A 20,411-nucleotide genomic window follows, 5' to 3' on the forward strand; every position below is an offset into this window, starting at 1 on the left:
CACCCCATAGACTCACCCGCCATCATCTCCACCAAGCCGTTCCGGCCCATGGCATCCGAGCCGACCCCGCGGCGTGGTCACGCCCAACCCGAGCCGACCCAGGAGACACGAACCATGAAGAAGAAGACCGGAATCATCATCGGAGTGGCGGCGGTCCTCGTCGTCGGCGTCGGAGTCACGGCGGCCGTCGCCGGCCCCGCCTTCTACCGCGACGTCATCGTCGGCGAGCCCGACGCCGCGCCCACCGTGTCACTCACCCCCGGCGCCAGCACGGTCGATCAGAGCCAGCTCACCGGCGACTGGTCGGTGGGCGACGGCAGCTCGGCCGGCTACCGCGTCGACGAGGTGCTGAACGGCACCGACGTCACCGTGGTCGGCACCACCGATCAGGTCTCGGGCACCGTGACCGTCGACGGCACCACCGTCACGGCGGCCGACATCACCGTCGACGTGGCGAGCATCGCCACCGACAGCGGCAACCGCGACGGGTACTTCCGTGACGACGCGATGGAGGTCGGCACCTACCCGACCGCCACCTTCACCCTGACCGACCCGATCGACGCCGCGGTGCCGTCCGACGGCCAGGTCGCGACGGTCCAGGCCACCGGCGAGCTGACGATGCACGGCGTCACGCAGACCGTGGAGGTGCCGCTCCAGGCCGCGCTCTCCGGCGACGGCGTCCAGGTCAGCGGCTCGATCCCCGTCACGTTCTCCGACTACGGCGTGACCGCGCCGAGCCTCGGCTTCGTCGAGGTCGAAGACCAGGGCACCGTCGAGTTCCTCGTGGCGGCGACCCCCGCCTCCTAGGCTTCGCGCCCTCTGCCCGCCACGATCGACGCGATCGTGGCGGGCAGTTCGTCGATCAGGCCCAGCACGGTGATCGGTCCGCCGCCGCTCGCCCGCTCCGCCGCCAGACCGTGGACGACCGCCGCCGTGGCGGCCAACCGCGCGAGGGCCTCGTCGTCGGAGGCGATCTCGTCGGCGTGCGTCGCGACGAGGGCGCCCAGCACTCCGCCGAGCGCGTCGCCCGCACCGGCCGTCGCCAGCCACGTCGGCGCGCTCTCGGCGACCAGCAGCGTGCCCCCGGGCGAGGCCACGTGGGTCCGGTGCCCCTTGACCAGCACGGTGCAGCCCCACTCCCCCGCCGCGCGCCTCGCCGCGTCGCCCGGGTCGGCGGCCACGTCGGCGACCTCGCGACCCGACGCCCGCGCCAGCTCTCTGAAGTGCGGTGTCAGCACCATGGGCCCGATGGCCTCGTCGCGCAGCGAGAGGGCACCGGCGTCGAGCACGAGCGGCAGCCCCGAGGAGGCGCCGGTCGCGAACCCCTCGCGGGTCTCGTCGTCGAGGTGGTCGGGGTCGACACCCGAGCCGAGCAGCCAGGCCTGGACCCGCCCCGGGCTGGTGACGGCCTCGGGTCGGCGATGGAGCACGAAGTCCGACGCGCGCGCCGGGCCCAGGTAGCGGAGCATGCCGAGCCCCGTGTGCAGCGCCGCCTCGACGCCCAGCACGGCGGCGCCGGGGTACGCGCTCGAGCCGGTGACGACGCCGAGCACACCGCGGCTGTACTTGTCGTCGTCTGCCGCGGGCACGGCGATCCAGTCGGCGGCGTCGGCGGGGGTCCACGGCACGAAGTCGGTCATGCCGTCGACGCTAGTCGCCGCGCATCGGTCGCCGCGCGTCGGTCGCCGCGCGTCGGTCGCCGCGAGTCCGCTCGCGACCCGAGGTCAGCCGCGCCCTTCCCCGCTGCACCGCGCCCGAGGGAACATCCCGCCCCCGCGTACCGTTGCACCCCGACGACGATCCACCATCGAAAGGCGATGACCCCACTCGTGACTCAGACGGCAGCGACACCCACGACCACCCCGCAGACCCCCGCGCAGAAGACCGTGCAGAACGGCGACGAGGTCGGCGACCGCCCCCTCGGACTCTTCGATCCGATCACGCTGCGCGGTCAGAGCTTCCGCAACCGGCTCTGGGTGGCGCCCATGTGCCAGTACTCGGCCGAGCGCGAAGACGGCGTCCCGACCGACTGGCACCTCGTGCACCTGGGTGCGCTGGCCCGAGGAGGCGCGGGTGCGGTGATCGCGGAGGCCACGTCGGTCACCCCCGAGGGCCGCATCTCGCCCCAGGATCTCGGTCTGTGGAACGACGAGCAGCTCGAGGCGTTCCGCCCGATCACGGCGTTCATCCGGTCGCAGGGATCCGTGCCCGGCGTCCAGCTGGCGCACGCCGGTCGCAAGGCGTCGACGTTCCGCCCGTGGAGCGCCGAGCAGGGCACCGTGGCGGCCGACCGGGGCGGCTGGCAGACGGTCGCACCGTCCGCCGTCGCCTTCGAGGGCTACGACGAGCCCGTGGCCCTGACCACCGCCGAGGTCGGCGGTCTGGTCGAGGCGTTCCGTGTCGCCGCTCGCCGCTCGGTCGACGCCGGCTTCGAGCTGATCGAGCTGCACGCCGCCCACGGCTACCTGCTGCACCAGTTCCTCTCGCCGCTCAGCAACGAGCGCACCGACGAGTACGGGGGCTCCCTCGAGAACCGGGCGCGCCTCCTGCTCGAGGTCGTCCGGGCCGTGCGCGCCGAGGTCGGCGACGACTACCCGCTGCTCGTGCGCTTCAGCGCCACGGACTGGGCCGAGGGCGGCTGGGACGAGGACGACACCGCGACCGTGGCCGCGTGGTCGCGCGAGGCGGGTGCCGACCTGTTCGACATCTCGACCGGCGGCCTGGTCGCCGGGGTCAGCATCCCGGTCGGCCTCGGCTACCAGGTGCGCTTCGCCGAGCACGTCCGGACGCGGGCCGAGGTCGAGACCGGCGCGGTCGGCCTCATCGTCGGGGCCGAGCAGGCCGACGAGATCGTCGCGAGCGGTCGGGCCGACGTGGTGCTGATGGCGCGCGAGTTCCTCCGCGACCCGCACTTCCCGTTGCGGGCCGCCGCCGAGCTCGGGGTCGAGCTCGACTACGTGCCGGCGCAGTACCAGCGCGCACCCTTCCGCGCGCGCTGACCCGCCGCGCCAGCCGCGGCCGCGGCCCGCGGTTCATCGAAGTGACGCGAACAGGGCCCTCAGTCACCCCGAGGGCCCCTTTTGCGTCACCTCGACGCTGGTCCCCAACCTGCGCCCATCGAGGTGACGCAGAAGGGGCCTTCGCTCACCCCGAGAGCCCCTTTCGCGTCACCTCGACGCCGCCGCCAGCAACCCCGCCCATCGAGGTGACGCAGAAGGGGCCCTCGGCCATGCCGAGGGCCCCTTTCGCGTCACATGGACGCCGCGGCGCGGTCAGCGACCGCGTCGCGTGGCGTCCTGAACCTCGCCGATGAGCTCCTCCAGGATGTCCTCCAGGAAGAGCACCCCCTCGGTCGTGCCGTACTCGTCGAACGAGCGCGCGACGTGCACGCCGCTGCGGCGCATGGTCGCCAGGGCGTCCTCGAGGTCGGTGCCCCGGTAGATCGAGATGAGTTGTCTGATCCGCTTCGGCGGCACGGGGTCGCCGAACTCGTCGTCGTCGAGGTCGAGCACGTCTTTGAGGTGCAGGTAGCCCGTCGGGTCGCCCTGGTCGTCGACCAGCACGTAGCGCGAGAAGCCGTTCTGCGCGACGGCCCGCTCGACGTCCGACGGCGTCGCGTCTTCGGGCAGGGTGACGAGGCCCGGCATGGGCACGGCCACGTCGGAGACCTTCTTCTCGGTGAACTCGAACGCCGCCTGGACGGTGCCGCTGGCGTCGGTCAGGGTGCCCTCGCGGCGGGACTGCGCGACGATGTTGGCGACCTCGTCGACGGTGAAGGCGCTGGCGGCTTCGTCTTTCGGTTCGACCTTGAACGCCCGCAGCACCGTGTTCGCCGACCAGTTCAGCGAGACGACGACCACGTGCAGCACGCGCGCGATGGCGACGAGCGGCGGCGCGAGCATCAGCGCTGCGCGGTCGGGCAGCGAGAACGAGATGTTCTTCGGCACCATCTCGCCGAACACCACGTGCAGGAACGACACGAGCACCAGTGTGATGACGAAGCCCACGACGCTCACGAGCTCGGGGCTCAATCCGGTCAGACCGAGCGGCCCCTCCAGGAGGTGGTGGATCGACGGCTCGGACACGTTCAAGATGAGCAGCGAGCAGATGGTGATGCCCAGCTGCGTCGTCGCGAGCATCATCGTTGCATGCTCCATCGCCCAGAGGGTCGTGCGCGCGGCGCGGCTGCCAGCCTCGGCCAGGGGCTCGATCTGCGACCGTCTGGCCGAGATGACGGCGAACTCGGCCCCGACGAAGAACGCGTTGCCCATCAGCAGCAGCACGAGCCAGACGATGCCCAACCAGTCGCCGCTCATCGGACGGCCTTCCGGTCGGCGGACGACCCGCGAGGGGTCGCCGCAGCGGTGGCCGAGGAGGCGCGGGTCGGGTCGACCGGCACCGCACCCGACCCGTCGGCCGGGTCGTCGTCCGTGGCGGGCGTGAAGCGGATCCGATCGATCCGACGCCCGTCGAGCCGCTCGACGCGGAACGCGCCGGCCTCGGTCTCGACGACGTCGCCCGCCGAGGGCAGGTGTCCGAGCTCGCTCATCAGCCATCCTCCGACGGTCTCGTACGGGCCGTCCTCCGGCACCTTGACGGAGGCGCGCTCGAGCAGCTCGTCGGGGCGGAGCAGACCCGGGAAGGTCAGCCAGTTCCGTGATCGGACGACGTCGACGCGGCTTCGGTCGTGCTCGTCCGACACCTCGCCGACCAGTTCTTCGATGAGGTCCTCGAGGGTGACGACCCCGGCGGTGCCGCCGTACTCGTCGACGACGACCGCCATCTGGTAGCCCCTGCCCCTGACCTCGGTCAGCAGGTTGTCGAGGGTCATGGTCTCGGGCACTCGCACGGCGTCGGTCTGCAGGGCCGAGACGGGCACGTCGGCGCGACGCTCACGAGGGACAGACACGGCCTGCTTGACGTGCACGAGACCCACGACGTCGTCGATGCCGTCGTCGGTCACCGGGAACCTCGAGTAGCCCGTCCGTCGGGCCAGCTGCAGCACCGTCTCGGCGCTGTCGGTGCGCGAGACGGACGACAGCCGGGGTCGCGGGGTCATCACGTCGGAGGCGGTGTGGTCGCTGAAGGCCAGCGTGCGAGAGAGCAGCGTCGCGGTGTCGGCCTCGAGGCTGCCCTCGGTCGCCGATCGACGCACGAGCGACGAGAGCTCTTCGGCCGTCCGTGCACCGGAGAGCTCCTCCTTGGGTTCGACGCCGATCGCGCGGAGGATGCCGTTCGCGGTGTTGTTGAGCAGCGCGACGGCGGGCTTGAACACCGTGGTGAACCCGACCTGGAACGGCATGACGAGCTTCGCCGTCTTGAGAGGGAGGGCCAGGGCGAAGTTCTTGGGCACGAGCTCGCCGATGATCATCGAGAGCAGGGTCGCGACCACGATCGACACGATCGGCGCCGCGATCGTCACGGCGGCCTCGGGGATGCCCGCGCCCACAAGCGGAGGCGAGATCAGTCGCGAGATCGCCGGCTCCATCGTGTAACCGGTGAGCAGCGTCGTCAGCGTGATGCCGAGCTGCGCGCTCGACAGGTGCGTCGAGGTGATGCGCAGGGCCCCGATGGTGGTCGTGAGCCCCTTCTCGCCCTTGCCCTGTCGGGATTCGAGCTCGGACCGGTCGAGGTTGACGAGCGAGAACTCGCTCGCGACGAACAGCCCGGTGCCGATGGTGAGGAGGAGGCCGAAGCCGAGGAGGATCCACTCGTTCACGACGAACGGTCACCTCGCTCGGAACGGTGCGGGAGGGGGGTCGTCGACGCGATCGGCGTCGGAGACGGAGGGTCGTCCATAGACGGAAGAGCTTACGGCACTCGCGCGCCCCTCGGGGCCTCTTCTCACCAGCCGACCGGCAGGGCCTTCCCCTCCTCGTAGCCTGCGGCGGACTGCACGCCGACGAGGGCGCGTTCCGCGAACTCGGGCACCGAACGGGCCCCGGCGTAGGTGAACGAGCTGCGGACGCCCGACGTGATCATGTCGAGGAGGTCCTCAACCCCGGGGCGTAGCGGGTCGAGGTAGATCTTCGACGACGAGATCCCCTCGGCGAACAGGGTCTTGCGAGCCAGCTCGTAGGGGTCGAGTCGTTCGAAGCGACCCTGCACCGCCTTGGTCGAGGCCATGCCCCAGCTCTCCTTGTAGAGGCCGCGCTCGTCGCTCGCCAGATCGCCGGGGGCCTCGATCGTGCCGGCGAACCACGAGCCGATCATCACCGAGGCTGCTCCGGCGGCGAGCGCCAGCGCGACGTCGCGGGGGTAGCGGACGCCGCCGTCGGCCCAGACGTGGGCTCCGAGGGCCTTCGCGGCGGCCGCCGTCTCGAGCACCGCCGAGAACTGGGGCCGCCCGACCGCGGTCATCATGCGGGTGGTGCACATCGCGCCGGGACCGACGCCCACCTTGACGATGGTCGCCCCGGCGCCGACCAGGTGATGGACGGCCTGCTCGGTGACCACGTTGCCGGCCACGATGGGGAGGCCGAGCCCGAGCGCCGAGACGGCAGCGATGGCCTTGACCATGCCGTCCTGGTCGCCGTGCGCGGTGTCGATGACGAGCACGTCGACGCCGGCCGCGGCGAGCGCCTTGGCCTTCTCGGCCACGTCGCCGTTGATGCCGACGGCCGCCGCGACGCGGAGCCGCCCACCGGCGTCGAGCGCGGGCTGGTAGAGGGTCGAGCGGAGGGCGCTCTTCCGGCTGACGGTTCCGACGACGCGGCCGTGCCGGAGCACCGGGGCGAAGTCGAGGTCGGCGGCGACGAGGCGGTCGAACGCCGCGCGGGGGCCCTCGACGTCGTCGGCGTCGAGCGAGGTCAGCGCGCCGTGGAGGAGGTCGCCGAGCACGGCGTCGCGGGGGGCCGTCGCGAGGCGGGAGGCGGCGATGCAGCCGAGGTAGGCGCCGTCCGCGTCGTGCAGGACGATGCCGTGGCCCTCGACGGCGGGGACGGTCGACAGCGCGGCGTCGACCGTCTGGCCGGCGTCGAGCGTGTAGGGGGTGTCGTACTCGACCGGTTGGCTCTTGACCCAGCGGATGGCGGCGTCGAGCTGCTGGAGGGGCATGTCCTGAGGGAGGACCCCGAGACCTCCGCGCCGGGCGAGCGTCGCCGCCAGGCGGGGCCCGGTGACCGAGTTCATGTTCGCCGAGACGACCGGGATGGTGGCGCCGGTGCCGTCGCCGGGGGCGAGCGACACGTCGAGGCGACTCGTCACCGACGACCGGCTGGGCACCAGGAACACGTCGGAGTAGGTCAGGTCGTGGGTCGGCGTCGTCTCGTAGAACCTCATGCGGACAACGTTAATCCCTGTGAGTCCGAGACCCCCGGAGCGCGGTAAGCGTTTAAGCTGGGTCGAGGCGGGCCCCTCGGGGCCCCACCTGATCAACAATCAACGGAGAGTGGGCGATCGGCAGTGACTAGCCACGTGACGGGAACGACGGACGACGGCGCGGCGGCCGAGTTCGGGGCCAACGAGTGGTTGGTCGACGAGCTCTACGAGCAGTGGGTGGTCGACAAGAACTCGGTCGACGAATCGTGGTGGCCCGTGCTCGAGGCGTACAGCCCGTCCGAGACCTCGTCCGAGTCGACGCCGACCACCGCTCCCCCGCAGACGGACGCCGCCACCCCGGCGGCGGCCCTGGCCCCCGCCCCCGACCAGGCCCCGAGCGGCGGCGCTCCGGCCAAGAAGTCGGTAGCAGCCCGCACGACCTCCGTCGAGCCCGCGAAGAAGCCGATCCCGGCCGAGGCTCCGAAGAAGAAGAAAGAGCCGGCACGGGCCGAGTCCACCGCCGAGCAGCCGACGCCCGAGCCCGTGAACACGGTCGCACCGCTGCGGGGCATGGCCAAGTCGCTGGCGACGAACATGGACGCGAGCCTCTCCGTCCCGACCGCGACCAGCGTTCGGACGATCCCGGCGAAGCTGATGATCGACAACCGGATCGTCATCAACAACCACCTCAAGCGGGCGCGCGGCGGCAAGATCTCGTTCACGCACCTCATCGGCTGGGCCCTCGTCCAGGCCCTGAAAGAGTTCCCGAGCCAGAACGTCTTCTACGACGAGGTCGATGGCAAGCCCTCGATCGTCACTCCCCCGCACATCAACGTCGGTCTCGCGATCGACATCCCGAAGCCCGACGGCACGAGGGCGCTGCTCGTGCCCGGCATCAAGCAGGCCGACGAGATGCACTTCGGCGAGTTCCTCCAGGCCTACGAGGACGTCGTCAAGCGGGCTCGCGACAACAAGCTCGCCGCCGCCGACTTCCAGGGCAACACGATCTCGCTGACCAACCCGGGCGGCATCGGCACCGTCCACAGCGTGCCGCGCCTGATGAAGGGCGCCGGGTCGATCATCGGCGCCGGGGCGCTCGACTACCCGGCCGAGTTCCAGGGGTCGGCGTCGAAGACCCTGGTCGAGCTCGGCATCGGCAAGACCATCACCCTGACGAGCACGTACGACCACCGCGTCATCCAGGGGGCCGGCTCCGGCGAGTTCCTCAAGAAGGTCCACGAGCTGCTCATCGGTCAGCGCGGCTTCTACGAGGACATCTTCGCGGCGCTGCGGATCCCCTACGAGCCGATCCGCTGGAACCCCGACATCAACGTCAACATCGCCGAGCGCATCAACAAGACGGCGCGCGTGCAGGAGCTGATCAACAGCTACCGGGTCAGAGGTCACCTGATGGCCGACATCGACCCGCTCGAGTACCGCCAGCGCACGCACCCCGACCTCGCGATCGAGAGCCACGGACTCACCTTCTGGGATCTCGACCGCGAGTTCGTCACCGGCGGTCTCGGCGGCACGACGAACCTCCTGCTCCGCGACATCCTCGGCATCCTCCGCGACTCGTACTGCCGCACGATCGGCATCGAGTACATGCACATCCAGGACCCCGCGCAGCGCAAGTGGGTCCAGGACCACGTCGAGGTCCCCTACGTGAAGCCGTCGCACGACGAGCAGATGCGCATCCTCGCCAAGCTCAACGAGGCCGAGGCGTTCGAGACGTTCCTGCAGACGAAGTACGTCGGGCAGAAGCGCTTCAGCCTCGAGGGCGGCGAGTCGACCATCTCCCTGCTCGACACGGTGCTGCAGCAGGCCGCTCGCGAGAGCCTCGACGAGGTCGCCATCGGAATGGCCCACCGCGGTCGTCTCAACGTCCTCACCAACATCGCCGGCAAGACCTACGGTCAGATCTTCCGTGAGTTCGAGGGCACCCAGGACCCGAAGACCGTCCAGGGCTCCGGCGACGTCAAGTACCACCTCGGCACCGAGGGCGAGTTCACGAGCGCGACGGGCGAGACCATCCCGGTCTACATCGCCGCGAACCCCTCGCACCTCGAGGCCGGCGACGGCGTGCTCGAGGGCATCGTCCGCGCCAAACAGGACCGCGGCGCCTCCGGGGTCTTCGGCACGCTGCCCATCCTGATCCACGGCGACGCCGCCATGGCCGGGCAGGGCGTCGTCGTCGAGACGCTGCAGATGTCGCAGCTGCGCGGCTACCGCGTCGGCGGCACGATCCACCTGGTGATCAACAACCAGGTGGGCTTCACGACCCCGCCGTCCGAGTCGCGGTCGTCGGTCTACTCGACCGACGTGGCGAAGACCATCCAGGCTCCCGTCTTCCACGTGAACGGCGACGATCCCGAAGCCGTGGCGCGGGTGGCCGAGCTCGCCTTCGCCTACCGCCAGCAGTTCAAGCGCGACGTCGTGATCGACCTCGTCTGCTACCGCCGCCGGGGCCACAACGAGGGCGACGACCCCTCTATGACCCAGCCGCTGATGTACAACCTCATCGAGGAGAAGCGCAGCGTCCGGACACTGTACACCGAGGCCCTCGTCGGCCGAGGCGACATCACGCGAGACGAGTACGACGGCGCCCACCGCGACTTCCAGGATCGACTCGAGCGGGCCTTCGCCGAGACGCACGCCGCCCAGACCGGGTCGATCCCCGTCATCACCGGCGACGCGCACGACGTCGCCGATCTCGAGCGCCCGGCGACCCAGCGCGACGACAGCGCCGGCGAGCCCGAGTCGACGGCGATCTCCCTCGAGCTGCTGCACCGCATCGGCGACGCGCACGACAACCCGCCCGAGGGCTTCGTCGTGCACCCGAAGCTCCAGCAGCTGCTGAAGAAGCGCGTCGACATGAGCCGCAACGGCAACATCGACTGGGCCTTCGGCGAGCTGCTCGCGATGGGCTCGATCGTCACGGAGGGCACGCCGGTGCGTCTCGCCGGTCAAGACAGCCGACGCGGCACCTTCGTGCAGCGCCACTCCGTGCTGCACGACCGCGAGAACGGCCAGGAGTGGCTGCCCCTGCAGTACATCTCCGACGATCAGGCCAAGCTCTGGATCTACGACTCGCTGCTCAGCGAGTACGCGGCGATGGCCTTCGAATACGGCTACTCGGTCGAGCGCGCCGACGCCCTCGTCATGTGGGAGGCGCAGTTCGGCGACTTCGCGAACGGCGCCCAGACGGTCGTCGACGAGTTCATCTCGAGCGCCGAGCAGAAGTGGGGGCAGCGCTCGAGCGTCGTCCTCCTGCTGCCCCACGGCTACGAGGGCCAGGGCCCCGACCACTCGTCGGCCCGTATGGAGCGCTTCCTCCAGCTGTGCGCCGAAGACAACATGACGATCGCCCGGCCGTCGACCCCCGCGTCGTACTTCCACCTGCTGCGCCGTCAGGCCTACGCCCGCCCCCGCCGGCCGCTGGTGGTCTTCACGCCGAAGGCCATGCTGCGACTGCGCGGTGCGACCAGCGGCGTCGACGACTTCACGACCGGTCGCTTCGAGCCCGTGCTCGACTGCACCCGCGTCTCCGACCCGTCGACGACGAAGCGCGTCGTGCTGCACAGCGGCAAGATCCACTACGACCTCGCCGCCGAGCTCGACAAGCGGGGCGTGCAGAACGACGTCGCGCTCGTCCGACTCGAGCAGCTCTACCCTCTGGCCCTCGACCGCATCCGCGAGGTGCTGGCGCAGTACCCCGAGGCCGAGCTGTTCTGGGCGCAAGAGGAGCCCGAGAACCAGGGCGCCTGGCCGTTCGTCGTGCTCGAGCTGCAGAAGCACCTCGACCGCCGCATCACGGTGGCTTCGCGCCCGGCGTCCGCGTCTCCGGCTGCCGGGTCGACCAAGGCCAGCGCCCGCCAGCAGACCGAGCTGATCGAGAAGGCGCTCACGCTGTAGGCACGGTTCATCGCTCGACGACGGGGCGCAGCATCGCACGATGCTGCGCCCCGTCTCTCTGTCGCCCCGCCTCTCTGTCACCACCACAAACTCATATGTCTATGATATTTTGCATACATGACGTTTCATCAGGCTGCTCGACGCGATCCCGGCACCACGACGCGTGAGACGTGGACGGACACCGTGCGGGGAGCCTGCATCGTGCTGGTCGTCCTGTTCCACTACGTCGTCCTGCAGCAGAACGCGCATCTCGTTCCGGCTCCGCTGGTGTGGCTGAACGACGCGATGGCGCCCTTCCGCATGCCCCTGCTGATGGTGTTGAGCGGCCTTTTCGTCCCCGCATCGCTGCGCCACGGGCCATGGCGCTTCGTCACGCGACGTCTGGCCGGGGTGGCGTGGCCCCTCGTCGTCTGGTCGCTGATGTCCTGGGGCATCCAGGTCGTCGCGGCGAACGGCTCGGCAGTGCTGAGCTCACCGGTCGAGTCACTGCTCAGCACGCGACTGGCCGCGCCGGCGGGTGTGTGGTTCCTGGCGTATCTGCTGGTCTTCTCCGCCATCGCCCTGCTCACGAGGCGCCTGCCGCCGACGATCGTGGCCGTCGGGGCCTGGTCGATCGCCCTCGTCACGCCCCGCGTCGGCACCGACCCCGAGATCGACCGCTTCTTCGCCCTCCTGGCCTTCTTCATGGGCGGCGTCGCCCTCACCCGCCTGCCGAGCCGCCTGGTCGCCGTCGCGAGGACGCCGCAGGCCGTCGTCGTCAGCGCCGTCGCGGCCGCCGCCTGCGTCGCCATCGCCGTCGCGCGGGGCACCGCCGAGGTGCACTACCTGCCCAGCATGGCGCCCGCGGTCGCCGTCGGGATGATCGCCATCGTGCGGGCGGCTCAGGCCCTCCAGCACCGTCGGGTGTCGAGACTGCTCGCCGTCGTCGGCCGTCGCAGCGTCGTCTACTACCTCTCGCACTTCGTCGGGTTGGCGATGGCCGTGGCCGTCACCGAGCACGTGGGGGCCACGAGCCTCAGCTGGACGGTGCTCGGCATCGGCCTGTCGTTCGGCGTCGGGGTCGCCCTGCACGCGCTCGTCACCGTCATGCCTCCGGCGGACATCCTCTTCCGCTGGCCGACTCGTGCCGGCTCGCGAGCGCGGCGGCGGGCGAGCGCCGCGCGATCAGATGAGCTTCGAGTAGCGGACGCCGGCCTCGTGGTACCCGCGCTTGCGGTAGAACCGGCTGGCGGTGTCGGTCGCGGCGGCGCCGACGGCGTTGACGACGCGGGCGCCGTGCCCGTGGGCCCAGGTCTCGACGTGCCCGAGGAGGTGCGAGCCGAGTCCGTCGCGACGTCCGACCTCGGAGACCACCAGCAGCAGCAGCTCGGCCGTGGGTGAGTCGTCGTTGTAGGCCCAGACGATGCGCCCGCCGGCGACGGCGGTGATGCGGTCGTCGGCGTCGCGCACGACCCAGGTCTCGTGACCGCCGTCGATCGACAGGCGCCCGAGCCGGGCCGACAGGACGTCGGAGTCGAGGGTGTAGCCGAGGAGGCGGATCAACGACACGAGGTCGTCGAGGTCACGAGCGGTCGGAGTACCGAGGGGCTGCACCGGTGCGGTCATGCACCGACGCTAGCGCAGGCCCGCCGCCCGTGACGACCGGCGGTGGAGGAGGCCGGCCGACCCGTGCCTCCTCGGCGCCCGCGGGTTCTAGCGGTGAGCCGACTGCAGCTCGCGCAGTCGCGCGAGCACCGCCCCGCGCAGGTCTTCGGGCGCCGTCTCGCGGCAGGCCCGCTGCACGGCCTCGGTCAGGACGACCCCGACCTCGTGCTCGCCCGCGCAGTCGCCGCAGGTCGCCATGTGCTCACGGATGTCGGCCGCGTCTTCGCGGCACAGCTCGTCGTGCAGATATTCTTCGAGTTCGGCCTTGGCCTTGTCGCAACCGCAGTCGGTCATTTCTTGCTGCCCTTCGATGTCGTGCCCACCGGCACCTCGATACCGCGACCGCGCGCGTAGTCGGCCAGCAGCTCGCGGAGCAGACGGCGACCGCGGTGGAGACGGCTCATGACCGTGCCCACGGGGGTCTTCATGATGTCGGCGATCTCCTGATACGAGAACCCCTCGACGTCGGCGAAGTAGACGGCCATGCGGAAGTCCTCGGGGACCTTCTGCAGGGCGTCCTTCACGGCGCTGTCGGGCAGGTGGTCGATCGCCTCGGCCTCGGCCGAGCGGGTGCTGCCGGAGGCGCGGGTCGCCGATTCGGCGCCGCCCATCTGCCAGTCTTCGAGCTCGTCGATCGTGCCCTGGTAGGGGTCGCGCTGCTTCTTGCGGTAGGTGTTGATGAACGTGTTGGTCTGGATGCGGTACAGCCAGGCCTTGAGGTTGGTGCCCTGCGTGAACTGCGAGAACGCGGCGAAGGCCTTGACGAAGGTCTCCTGGACGAGGTCGGCGGCGTCGGCCGGGTTGCGGGTCATCCGCATGCCCGCCGCGTAGAGCTGATCCATGAACGGCAGAGCCTGCTCTTCGAAGAGCGCCCGCAGGTCGGGTTCGCCGACGGAGGCCTCGTCGACCGCCTCGACGACGGCGTCGACGGTCTCGGCGGCCGGAGCCGTCTCGCCGGTCGACTCGCTCGTCACGGCGGGCCGTGTCGTCGCGCCGGTGGGCTCTGAAGTGGGCTCGTCGCCCTCGAGGGTGATCATCACGGCCGATTCTAGTTCGGCCACGGTGATCTCTCTCGGTGCAAGTGCTGTCGGCACAGGTCCTCCCGCTGTTCGTTGCATTACGGTGGTGAACCGATGCAGGTCTTCAGGTATTCCGGCCCCGAGTTCAGTCCCTACGACGAGGGCCGCGCCCCCGAGGTGGACGACGGTCGCTGGGTCGCGCCCCGGGCGACCGGGCCGCTCCGCGCCTCCTTGTCGCTGCCGGGGTCGAAGTCGCTGACCAACCGCGAGCTCGTGCTGTCGGCGCTCGCCTCCGAGCCCTCCACGCTGCGGCTGCCGCTGCACTCGCGCGACACCGATCTCATGGTGCAGGCCCTGCGGGGTCTCGGTGTGGGCATCGACGAGGTCGCGAACGACGAGCCGTTCGGCCCCGACTACCTGATCACCCCGTCCGAGCTCACCGGCGGCACGAGCGTCGACTGCGGGCTCGCCGGCACGGTCATGAGGTTCCTGCCCCCGGTCGCCGCACTCGCCCTGGGTCCCGTCTCATTCGACGGCGACGCCAGCGCACGACGCCGCCCCATGACGACCACCGTCGACTCGCTGCGCGCCCTGGGCGTCGACGTGTCCGACGACGGTCGCGGCGCCCTGCCCTTCAGCCTGTACGGCACCGGCGAGGTCGAGGGCGGCGAGGTCGAGATCGACGCCTCCGCCTCGAGCCAGTTCGTCTCGGGCCTGCTGCTCTCGGCACCGCGCTTCAGCCGCGGCCTGAGCCTCCGGCACACCGGCGAGCGGCTGCCGAGCCTGCCGCACATCGAGATGACCATCGAGACCCTGGCCCGACGCGGCGTCGAGGTCGAGTCGCCCGAACCCGGGGTCTGGCGGGTCGCACCCGGCCCGATCTCGGGCCGCGACGTCACGATCGAACCCGACCTGTCGAACGCCGCGCCGTTCCTGGTCGCGGCCCTGGTCGCCGGGGGCACCGTGTCGATCCGTCACTGGCCCACCGAGACCACGCAGGTGGGCGCCGACCTGATCGAGCTGCTGCCCCTCTGGGGCGCGACCGTCACCCTCGACGGCGACACGCTCACCGTCGACGGCGGCGTCGGCCTGATCGGCGGGGGCTCGCTGCCCGGCGTCGACGTCGACCTCTCGCGCGGCGGCGAGCTGGCGCCCGCGCTCGTCGCCCTGGCCGCCCTCGCGTCCGGGCCCAGCACGATCACGGGCATCGGTCACCTCCGTGGGCACGAGACGGATCGCCTCGCGGCCCTCGCGGCCGAGATCACGGCGCTCGGCGGGTCGGTCGAAGAACTGGACGACGGTCTGCACCTCGAGCCGTCGCCGCTGCACGCGGGCCAGTGGCGCAGCTACGAAGACCACCGCATGGCCACAGCCGGCGCGATCATCGGTCTCGCGGTCGACGGCGTCGAGATCGACGACGTCGGCGTGACGTCGAAGACGCTGCCCCAGTTCGTCGAGCTCTGGGACGACCTCCTCGGTCGGCGGTCGCCTGCGCGCCCGGCCGACATCGACCTGCTCGGATTCCTGTGAGGCACGCGGCATGAGCTGGTGGACGGACGGCGACGACGCCGACGAGGGCGACTACGCCCAGTACGACGAGAGCTCGGTGCGGGTGCGCCCGAACCCGAAGGGCAACAAGCCGCGCACGAAGCAGCGCCCGGCCTACGCGAACGCCGATGAGGGCGTCGTGTGGACGGTCGACCGCGGCCGCTACGGCGTGCTGATGGACGCCGGCACGCCCGACGAGCGTGAGATCACGACGGCACGCGCCCGCGAGCTGGGCAAGAAGTCGGTCGTCACCGGCGACCGCGTCGACGTGGTCGGCGACACGTCCGGTGCGGAGGGCTCTCTGGCCCGCATCGTCCGGGTGCGCGAGCGCACGACGCTGCTGCGACGCAGCGCCGACGACAGCGACGCCGTCGAGCGCGTGATCGTGGCGAACGCCGACCAGATGCTGATCGTCGTCGCGGCCGCCGACCCCGAACCCCGCCCCCGTCTCGTCGACCGCTACCTGGTCGCCGCGTTCGACGCGGGCGTCGAGCCCATCCTCTGCATCACCAAGACCGACCTGGCCGACCCTGCGCCGTTCGCCGCGCACTTCTCGTGCCTCGATCTGCGGATCGTGACCAGCACCTCCTCGGCCTTCGATGCGGGGCCCGACGGCGGACCGTCGGCCGTCCTCGACGAGCTGCGCGAGATCCTCGACGGGCACGTCACCGTCACCGTCGGGCACTCGGGGGTCGGCAAGTCGACGCTCGTCAACGCCCTCACGGGGTCGCAGCGAGAGGTCGGCGTCGTCAACGCGGTCACGGGCCGCGGGCGTCACACGTCGTCGTCGACGGTGTCGTTCAAGGTGCCGACCGGCGGCTGGATCGTCGACACCCCCGGCGTGCGCTCGTTCGGCCTCGGTCACGTCGACCCCGAGAACATCCTGCGGTCGTTCGCCGCGCACGCCATCCCCGCCGCCGGCGAACCCGCCGACGGCATCCCGCTCGCCGAGGCCCACGACTGGGAGATCGTCGACCGGGTCGAGGCGGGCGAGCTCGGCGACGTCGGTCGCGAGCGTCTCGCCTCGCTGCAGTCGCTGCTCGCGTCGAAGGGCGGCGTCACCGCGCGCGACCAGGCGGCCGCCGCCGACGACGCCCGCGACGACGAACGCGGCTGACCCCCTGAGTCGAGAGGGAGCCGAGGAGGCGCGGGTCGGCACCGCCCCGCTGGGTACGCTGGCAGCGTGACCGACCCCACCCCCGCCTCCTCCCCCTGGGCCGACGATCTGGCGCTCGCGCTCGAGCTGGCCGATCTGGCCGACTCGATCAGCACCGAGCGGTACCGGTCGGCCGACCTGCACGTGTCGCTGAAGCCCGACCGCAGTCACGTGACGGACGCCGATCAGGCGGTCGAGCGGGCGATCCGCGAGCGCGTCGCGTCCGCCCGCCCCGGTGACACCTTCTACGGCGAGGAGTACGGGCACGATGCCCCGTCGCACCGGCAGTGGGTCGTCGATCCGATCGACGGCACCGCGAACTTCCTCCGCGGGGTGCCGGTGTGGGCGTCGCTCATCTCGCTCGTGGTCGACGGCGTGCCCGTGGTCGGCGTCGTCAGCGCCCCGATGCTCGCCCGCCGGTGGTGGGCCACGCAGGGCGGCGGCGCCTTCTCGACCGAGCACGAAGGGCCGCTGCGCGTCTCGGGCGTCGCCGACCTCGCCGACGCGTCGATCAGCTTCAACGGGCTCGAGTACTGGATCGACGCCGGGCGTCTGCCCCAGCTGCTCGACCTGACCGGCCGGGTCTGGCGCACCCGCGCCTACGGCGACTTCTGGTCGTACATGCTGCTCGCCGAGGGCGCACTCGACATGGCCGGCGAGTTCGACCTGCAGCCCTACGACATGGCGGCGCTCGTGCCCATCGTCGAGGAGGCGGGCGGGCGGTTCACGAGCGCCGACGGACGTGACGGCCCCTGGCACGGCACGGCGATCGTCACGAACGGCCTGCTGCACGACGAGGTGCTCGCGATCGTCGCCGAACGGCCGAGCGACGGGGCCGAACGGCCCGGCGAAACGGGCGACGTGGCCGACTCGACCGACGTGACCGCTCAGTCGGACGAGTAGCTCGTCACCTTGCCGGTCTTGCGCCCGCGGAGGTCGAGCAGACCGAGCACGAGGGCGACCGAGATGAGCGCCAGCACGACGAAGAAGCCGTTGCGATACGCCTCGTGGTACTCGACGAGGCCCGCGCCGTCCGCTCCCCCGGCTCCGGCGATCACCGAGTAGAACGTCGACACCGCGGCCGCCGTGCCGATGGCCGTGCCGGCCCGCTGACCGACCTGGCCCATCGAGCCCGCCACGCCACCCATCTCGACGGGCACCTCCGCCAGGGTCAGCGTCTGGTTCGGCGAGATCACGAAACCGCCGCCGGTACCCGCGAGCAGCATCCCGACGCCCATCGCGTAGGGCGTGATCTCGGGCGGGGTGAGGATCGCGGCGAGCAGCAGCGCGACGAAGCCGACGGCGACGAGCAGCAGCCCGAGCACGACGAGGCTGCGCCCGTACCGCTCGACGAGCCGTCCGCCGTAGAACGCGGCCACGGCGCTGGTCAGAGCGAACGGGATGGTGACCATGCCGGCGTAGACGGGTTCGAGCCCGAGCCCCTGCTGCAGGTAGAGCGTCGTCAGCAGGAACGTCGCGGGCAGCGCGCAGAAGTAGACCGTCGCGATCAGGGTGCCGTTGCGGTACGACGCGAGCGAGAACAGGCTGAAGTGCACGACGGGCGACCTGCCGCTCGCCTTGTAGCGCTGCTCCCACCGGATGAACGCAGCGCCGAAGACGACGAAGCCGATCAGGAACAGCCAGCGCAGGGGGTCGTCGCCCTGCCCCGTCGTCAGCACGAACGGCAGCATCAGGGTGAAGATCGTCAGACCGAGCAGCACGATGCCGAAGAGGTCGAGCTCGTTGTGACCGCTCGGAGCCGTCGACGCCTTCGGCAGCAGACGCAGCGCGAAGACGATCGCGGCGAGACCGAGCGGGATGTTCATCCAGAAGAGCAGCCGCCAGCCGTCCTCCGGGCCGCCGATCGCGATGAGCAGACCGCCGAGGGTGGGGCCGAAGGCGGTGCTGACGCCGATGATGGCGCCGAAGAAGCCGAAGGCTCGCGCACGTTCCTTCCCCTGGAAGAGCTGCTGGATCAGCCCGAGCACCTGCGGCATCTGGATGCCCGCGGCGACGCCCTGGAGGATGCGCGCGGCGACCAGCAGCTCGATCGACGGGGCGAGGGCGCAGAGCAGACTCGCGACGGTGAACGCGGTCAGGCCGACGACGAACATCAGGCGGCGCGACTTGAGGTCGCCGAGACGACCGGAGGGGACGAGCGAGAGCCCGAAGGCGAGCGCGTAGCCGGCGACGATCAGCTGCAGCGCGGTCGGGCCGGCGCCGAGCGACGCCTCGATGCTCGGCAGCCCGACGTTGACCTTCGACAGGTCGAGGATGGTGAGGGCCGCGACCGCGACGCACACGGCGAACGCCTGCCACTTCTGACGCTCGGGGCTCGGGGCTTCGCGTGGCTTCGTCATGGGGTGGTTCCGTCATACACCCGCCCCGAGGCGACGGGCCGACCGGCAGGGGCGGCGGGCCGACCCTCTCGGGCCGACCCGCGCCTCCTCGTCAGGCCTTGATGTAGTCGTTCGGGTTCAGCACGTACTTCGTCGCCGCTCCCTTGTCGAACATCTCGTAGCCGCGCGGGGCGTCCGTGAGGCTGATCGCCTCGGCGTGGACGTTCTTGGCGATGCTCGTGCGGTCGTGGAGGATCGCCATCATCAGACCGCGGTTGTACTTCATCACCGGGCACTGACCCGTGGTGAACGAGAGCGACTTCGCCCAGCCCGTGCCGAGGCTCAGCGACAGCGAGCCCTTCTGCGCGGCCGCGTCGATCCCGCCCGGGTCGCCGGTGACGTACAGCCCGGGGATGCCCATGGCCCCGCCCGCCGCCGTGATGTCCATCAGCGAGTTGAGCACGGTGGCCGGCGCCTCCTCGCCCGAGCCGCCGCCGTGCCCCTTGGCCTCGAAGCCGACGGCGTCGATCGCGCAGTCGACCAGCGGCTCGCCGAGGATCTGATCGATCTGCTCGCCGGGCTCGCCCTTGGTCAGGTCGACGGTCTCGCAGCCGAAGCTCCGGGCCTGGGCGAGGCGGTCGGCGTTCATGTCGCCGACGATGACGACGCTCGCGCCGAGCAGCAGCGCACTGGTCGCGGCGGCCAGACCGACGGGGCCCGCACCGGCGACGTAGACGGTCGAGCCGACCTCGACCCCGGCCGTCACGGCGCCGTGGAACCCGGTCGGGAAGATGTCGGAGAGCATCGCCAGGTCGAGCACTTTCTCGAGGGCCTGGTCGCGGTCGGGGAACTTCAGCAGGTTCCAGTCGGCGTAGGGCACGAGCACGTACTCGGCCTGGCCGCCCACCCAGCCGCCCATGTCGACGTAGCCGTAGGCGCTGCCGGGGCGGTCGGGGTTGACGTTCAGGCAGATGCCCGTCTTGCGCTCCTTGCAGTTGCGACAGCGGCCGCACGCGATGTTGAACGGGACGGAGACGATGTCGCCGACCTTGATGAACTCGACGTCGGGGCCGACCTCGACGACCTCGCCCGTGATCTCGTGGCCCAGCACGAGGTCGGTGGGGGCGGTGGTGCGGCCGCGCACCATGTGCTGGTCGGAGCCGCAGATGTTCGTGGCCACGGTGCGGAGGATCGCCCCGTGGTTGACCTTGCGCCCGATGTTCGCCGGGTTGACGCCCGGTCCGTCCTTCAGCTCGAAGGTGGGGTAGTCGACGTCGATGACCTCGACCTGGCCCGGACCCTTGTAAGCGACCGCGTGATTCGTTGCCATGGTGATCCTCCTTGATCACTCGGGGCACGGGATCGTGCCCGTGGTCACACGCTAGGACGCCGAGGAGGCGCGGGTCGCGTTTCGCAGCCGCTCATCAGCAAGATCACCCGTCGCCTTCCGATACCGCCCTTCGCATGTCACCTTATGTTTCACATGTTGAATGTGAGAGAATCGCAGTCAGCGTCGTGGCAGGAGGTCGA

General features: G+C 70.9%; 15 protein-coding genes and 1 pseudogene. 7 read left to right on the forward strand and 9 right to left on the reverse strand.

Features of this window, described 5'->3' with window-relative positions:
• Positions 1-114 precede the first annotated feature (114 nt).
• Positions 115-807: a YceI family protein gene (locus IFT51_RS00990; protein ID WP_192058227.1), complete on the forward strand. Its 693-nt coding sequence runs from the start codon at positions 115-117 to the stop codon at positions 805-807.
• Here IFT51_RS00990 and IFT51_RS00995 read toward each other — a convergent pair.
• Complete coding sequence (locus IFT51_RS00995) at positions 804-1,640, reverse strand: ADP/ATP-dependent (S)-NAD(P)H-hydrate dehydratase (protein WP_192058229.1); 837 nt, start codon at positions 1,638-1,640, stop codon at positions 804-806. The genes IFT51_RS00990 and IFT51_RS00995 overlap by 4 nt on opposite strands.
• Before the next feature lie 246 nt (positions 1,641-1,886).
• On the opposite strand from IFT51_RS00995, the gene IFT51_RS01000 reads away from it, so the two are divergent.
• On the forward strand, positions 1,887-2,999 hold the full coding sequence (locus IFT51_RS01000; protein ID WP_371740667.1) for an NADH:flavin oxidoreductase/NADH oxidase: 1,113 nt from the start codon (positions 1,887-1,889) through the stop codon (positions 2,997-2,999).
• Positions 3,000-3,272: 273 nt separating this feature from the next.
• Here the strand turns inward: IFT51_RS01000 and IFT51_RS01005 are convergent, their stop codons facing one another.
• The 3 genes from IFT51_RS01005 to IFT51_RS01015 all read right to left on the reverse strand — a co-directional run bounded on the left by IFT51_RS01005 (position 3,273) and on the right by IFT51_RS01015 (position 7,281).
• The gene (locus tag IFT51_RS01005) at positions 3,273-4,316 is read right to left on the reverse strand and encodes a hemolysin family protein (RefSeq protein WP_192058233.1); all 1,044 of its coding nucleotides are present in this window, start codon (positions 4,314-4,316) and stop codon (positions 3,273-3,275) included.
• Positions 4,313-5,719, reverse strand: a complete 1,407-nt coding sequence (locus IFT51_RS01010) for a CNNM domain-containing protein (RefSeq protein WP_192058235.1) — start codon at positions 5,717-5,719, stop codon at positions 4,313-4,315. Before IFT51_RS01010 ends, IFT51_RS01005 begins: the two co-directional genes overlap by 4 nt.
• A 125-nt stretch (positions 5,720-5,844) precedes the next feature.
• Positions 5,845-7,281, reverse strand: coding sequence for a GuaB1 family IMP dehydrogenase-related protein (locus tag IFT51_RS01015; RefSeq protein WP_192058237.1), 1,437 nt, complete (start codon positions 7,279-7,281; stop codon positions 5,845-5,847).
• A gap of 123 nt (positions 7,282-7,404) precedes the next feature.
• On the opposite strand from IFT51_RS01015, the gene IFT51_RS01020 reads away from it, so the two are divergent.
• Both IFT51_RS01020 and IFT51_RS01025 read left to right on the forward strand, forming a co-directional pair.
• Entirely contained in the window at positions 7,405-11,175 is a 3,771-nt protein-coding gene (locus IFT51_RS01020) for a multifunctional oxoglutarate decarboxylase/oxoglutarate dehydrogenase thiamine pyrophosphate-binding subunit/dihydrolipoyllysine-residue succinyltransferase subunit (RefSeq protein WP_192058239.1), read from the forward strand.
• 117 nt (positions 11,176-11,292) lie between these two features.
• Positions 11,293-12,231: pseudogene (locus tag IFT51_RS01025) on the forward strand (acyltransferase family protein); the annotation flags it as partial.
• Between the two features lie 108 nt (positions 12,232-12,339).
• Here IFT51_RS01025 and IFT51_RS14910 read toward each other — a convergent pair.
• From IFT51_RS14910 to IFT51_RS01035, 3 genes are all read right to left on the reverse strand, one after another.
• Entirely contained in the window at positions 12,340-12,780 is a 441-nt protein-coding gene (locus IFT51_RS14910; protein ID WP_243215100.1) for a GNAT family N-acetyltransferase, read from the reverse strand.
• Positions 12,781-12,867: 87 nt separating this feature from the next.
• Positions 12,868-13,113: a zf-HC2 domain-containing protein gene (locus tag IFT51_RS01030; protein ID WP_192058243.1), complete on the reverse strand. Its 246-nt coding sequence runs from the start codon at positions 13,111-13,113 to the stop codon at positions 12,868-12,870.
• Positions 13,110-13,880: a sigma-70 family RNA polymerase sigma factor gene (locus IFT51_RS01035; protein WP_371740638.1), complete on the reverse strand. Its 771-nt coding sequence runs from the start codon at positions 13,878-13,880 to the stop codon at positions 13,110-13,112. Before IFT51_RS01035 ends, IFT51_RS01030 begins: the two co-directional genes overlap by 4 nt.
• Positions 13,881-13,952: 72 nt before the next feature.
• Here IFT51_RS01035 and aroA point away from each other — a divergent pair, with 72 nt between their 5' ends.
• The 3 genes from aroA to IFT51_RS01050 all read left to right on the forward strand — a co-directional run bounded on the left by aroA (position 13,953) and on the right by IFT51_RS01050 (position 17,445).
• Positions 13,953-15,368: a 3-phosphoshikimate 1-carboxyvinyltransferase gene (gene aroA, locus IFT51_RS01040; RefSeq protein ID WP_192058245.1), complete on the forward strand. Its 1,416-nt coding sequence runs from the start codon at positions 13,953-13,955 to the stop codon at positions 15,366-15,368.
• A gap of 10 nt (positions 15,369-15,378) precedes the next feature.
• Entirely contained in the window at positions 15,379-16,503 is a 1,125-nt protein-coding gene (rsgA, locus tag IFT51_RS01045; protein ID WP_192058247.1) for a ribosome small subunit-dependent GTPase A, read from the forward strand.
• A gap of 66 nt (positions 16,504-16,569) precedes the next feature.
• Positions 16,570-17,445, forward strand: coding sequence for an inositol monophosphatase family protein (locus tag IFT51_RS01050; protein ID WP_192058249.1), 876 nt, complete (start codon positions 16,570-16,572; stop codon positions 17,443-17,445).
• On the opposite strand, the gene IFT51_RS01055 is transcribed toward IFT51_RS01050, so the two are convergent.
• Both IFT51_RS01055 and fdhA read right to left on the reverse strand, forming a co-directional pair.
• A complete protein-coding gene (locus IFT51_RS01055) occupies positions 17,430-18,902 on the reverse strand; it encodes an MFS transporter (protein ID WP_192058251.1) in 1,473 nt (490 codons plus the stop codon). The genes IFT51_RS01050 and IFT51_RS01055 overlap by 16 nt on opposite strands.
• A 91-nt stretch (positions 18,903-18,993) precedes the next feature.
• Positions 18,994-20,211 (reverse strand): formaldehyde dehydrogenase, glutathione-independent, encoded by a 1,218-nt coding sequence (gene fdhA, locus IFT51_RS01060; protein WP_192058253.1) that lies wholly within the window; start codon positions 20,209-20,211, stop codon positions 18,994-18,996.
• Positions 20,212-20,411 lie beyond the last annotated feature (200 nt).

This window comes from Frigoribacterium sp. CFBP 13712, from assembly GCF_014842255.1.
Lineage (GTDB): Bacteria > Actinomycetota > Actinomycetes > Actinomycetales > Microbacteriaceae > Frigoribacterium.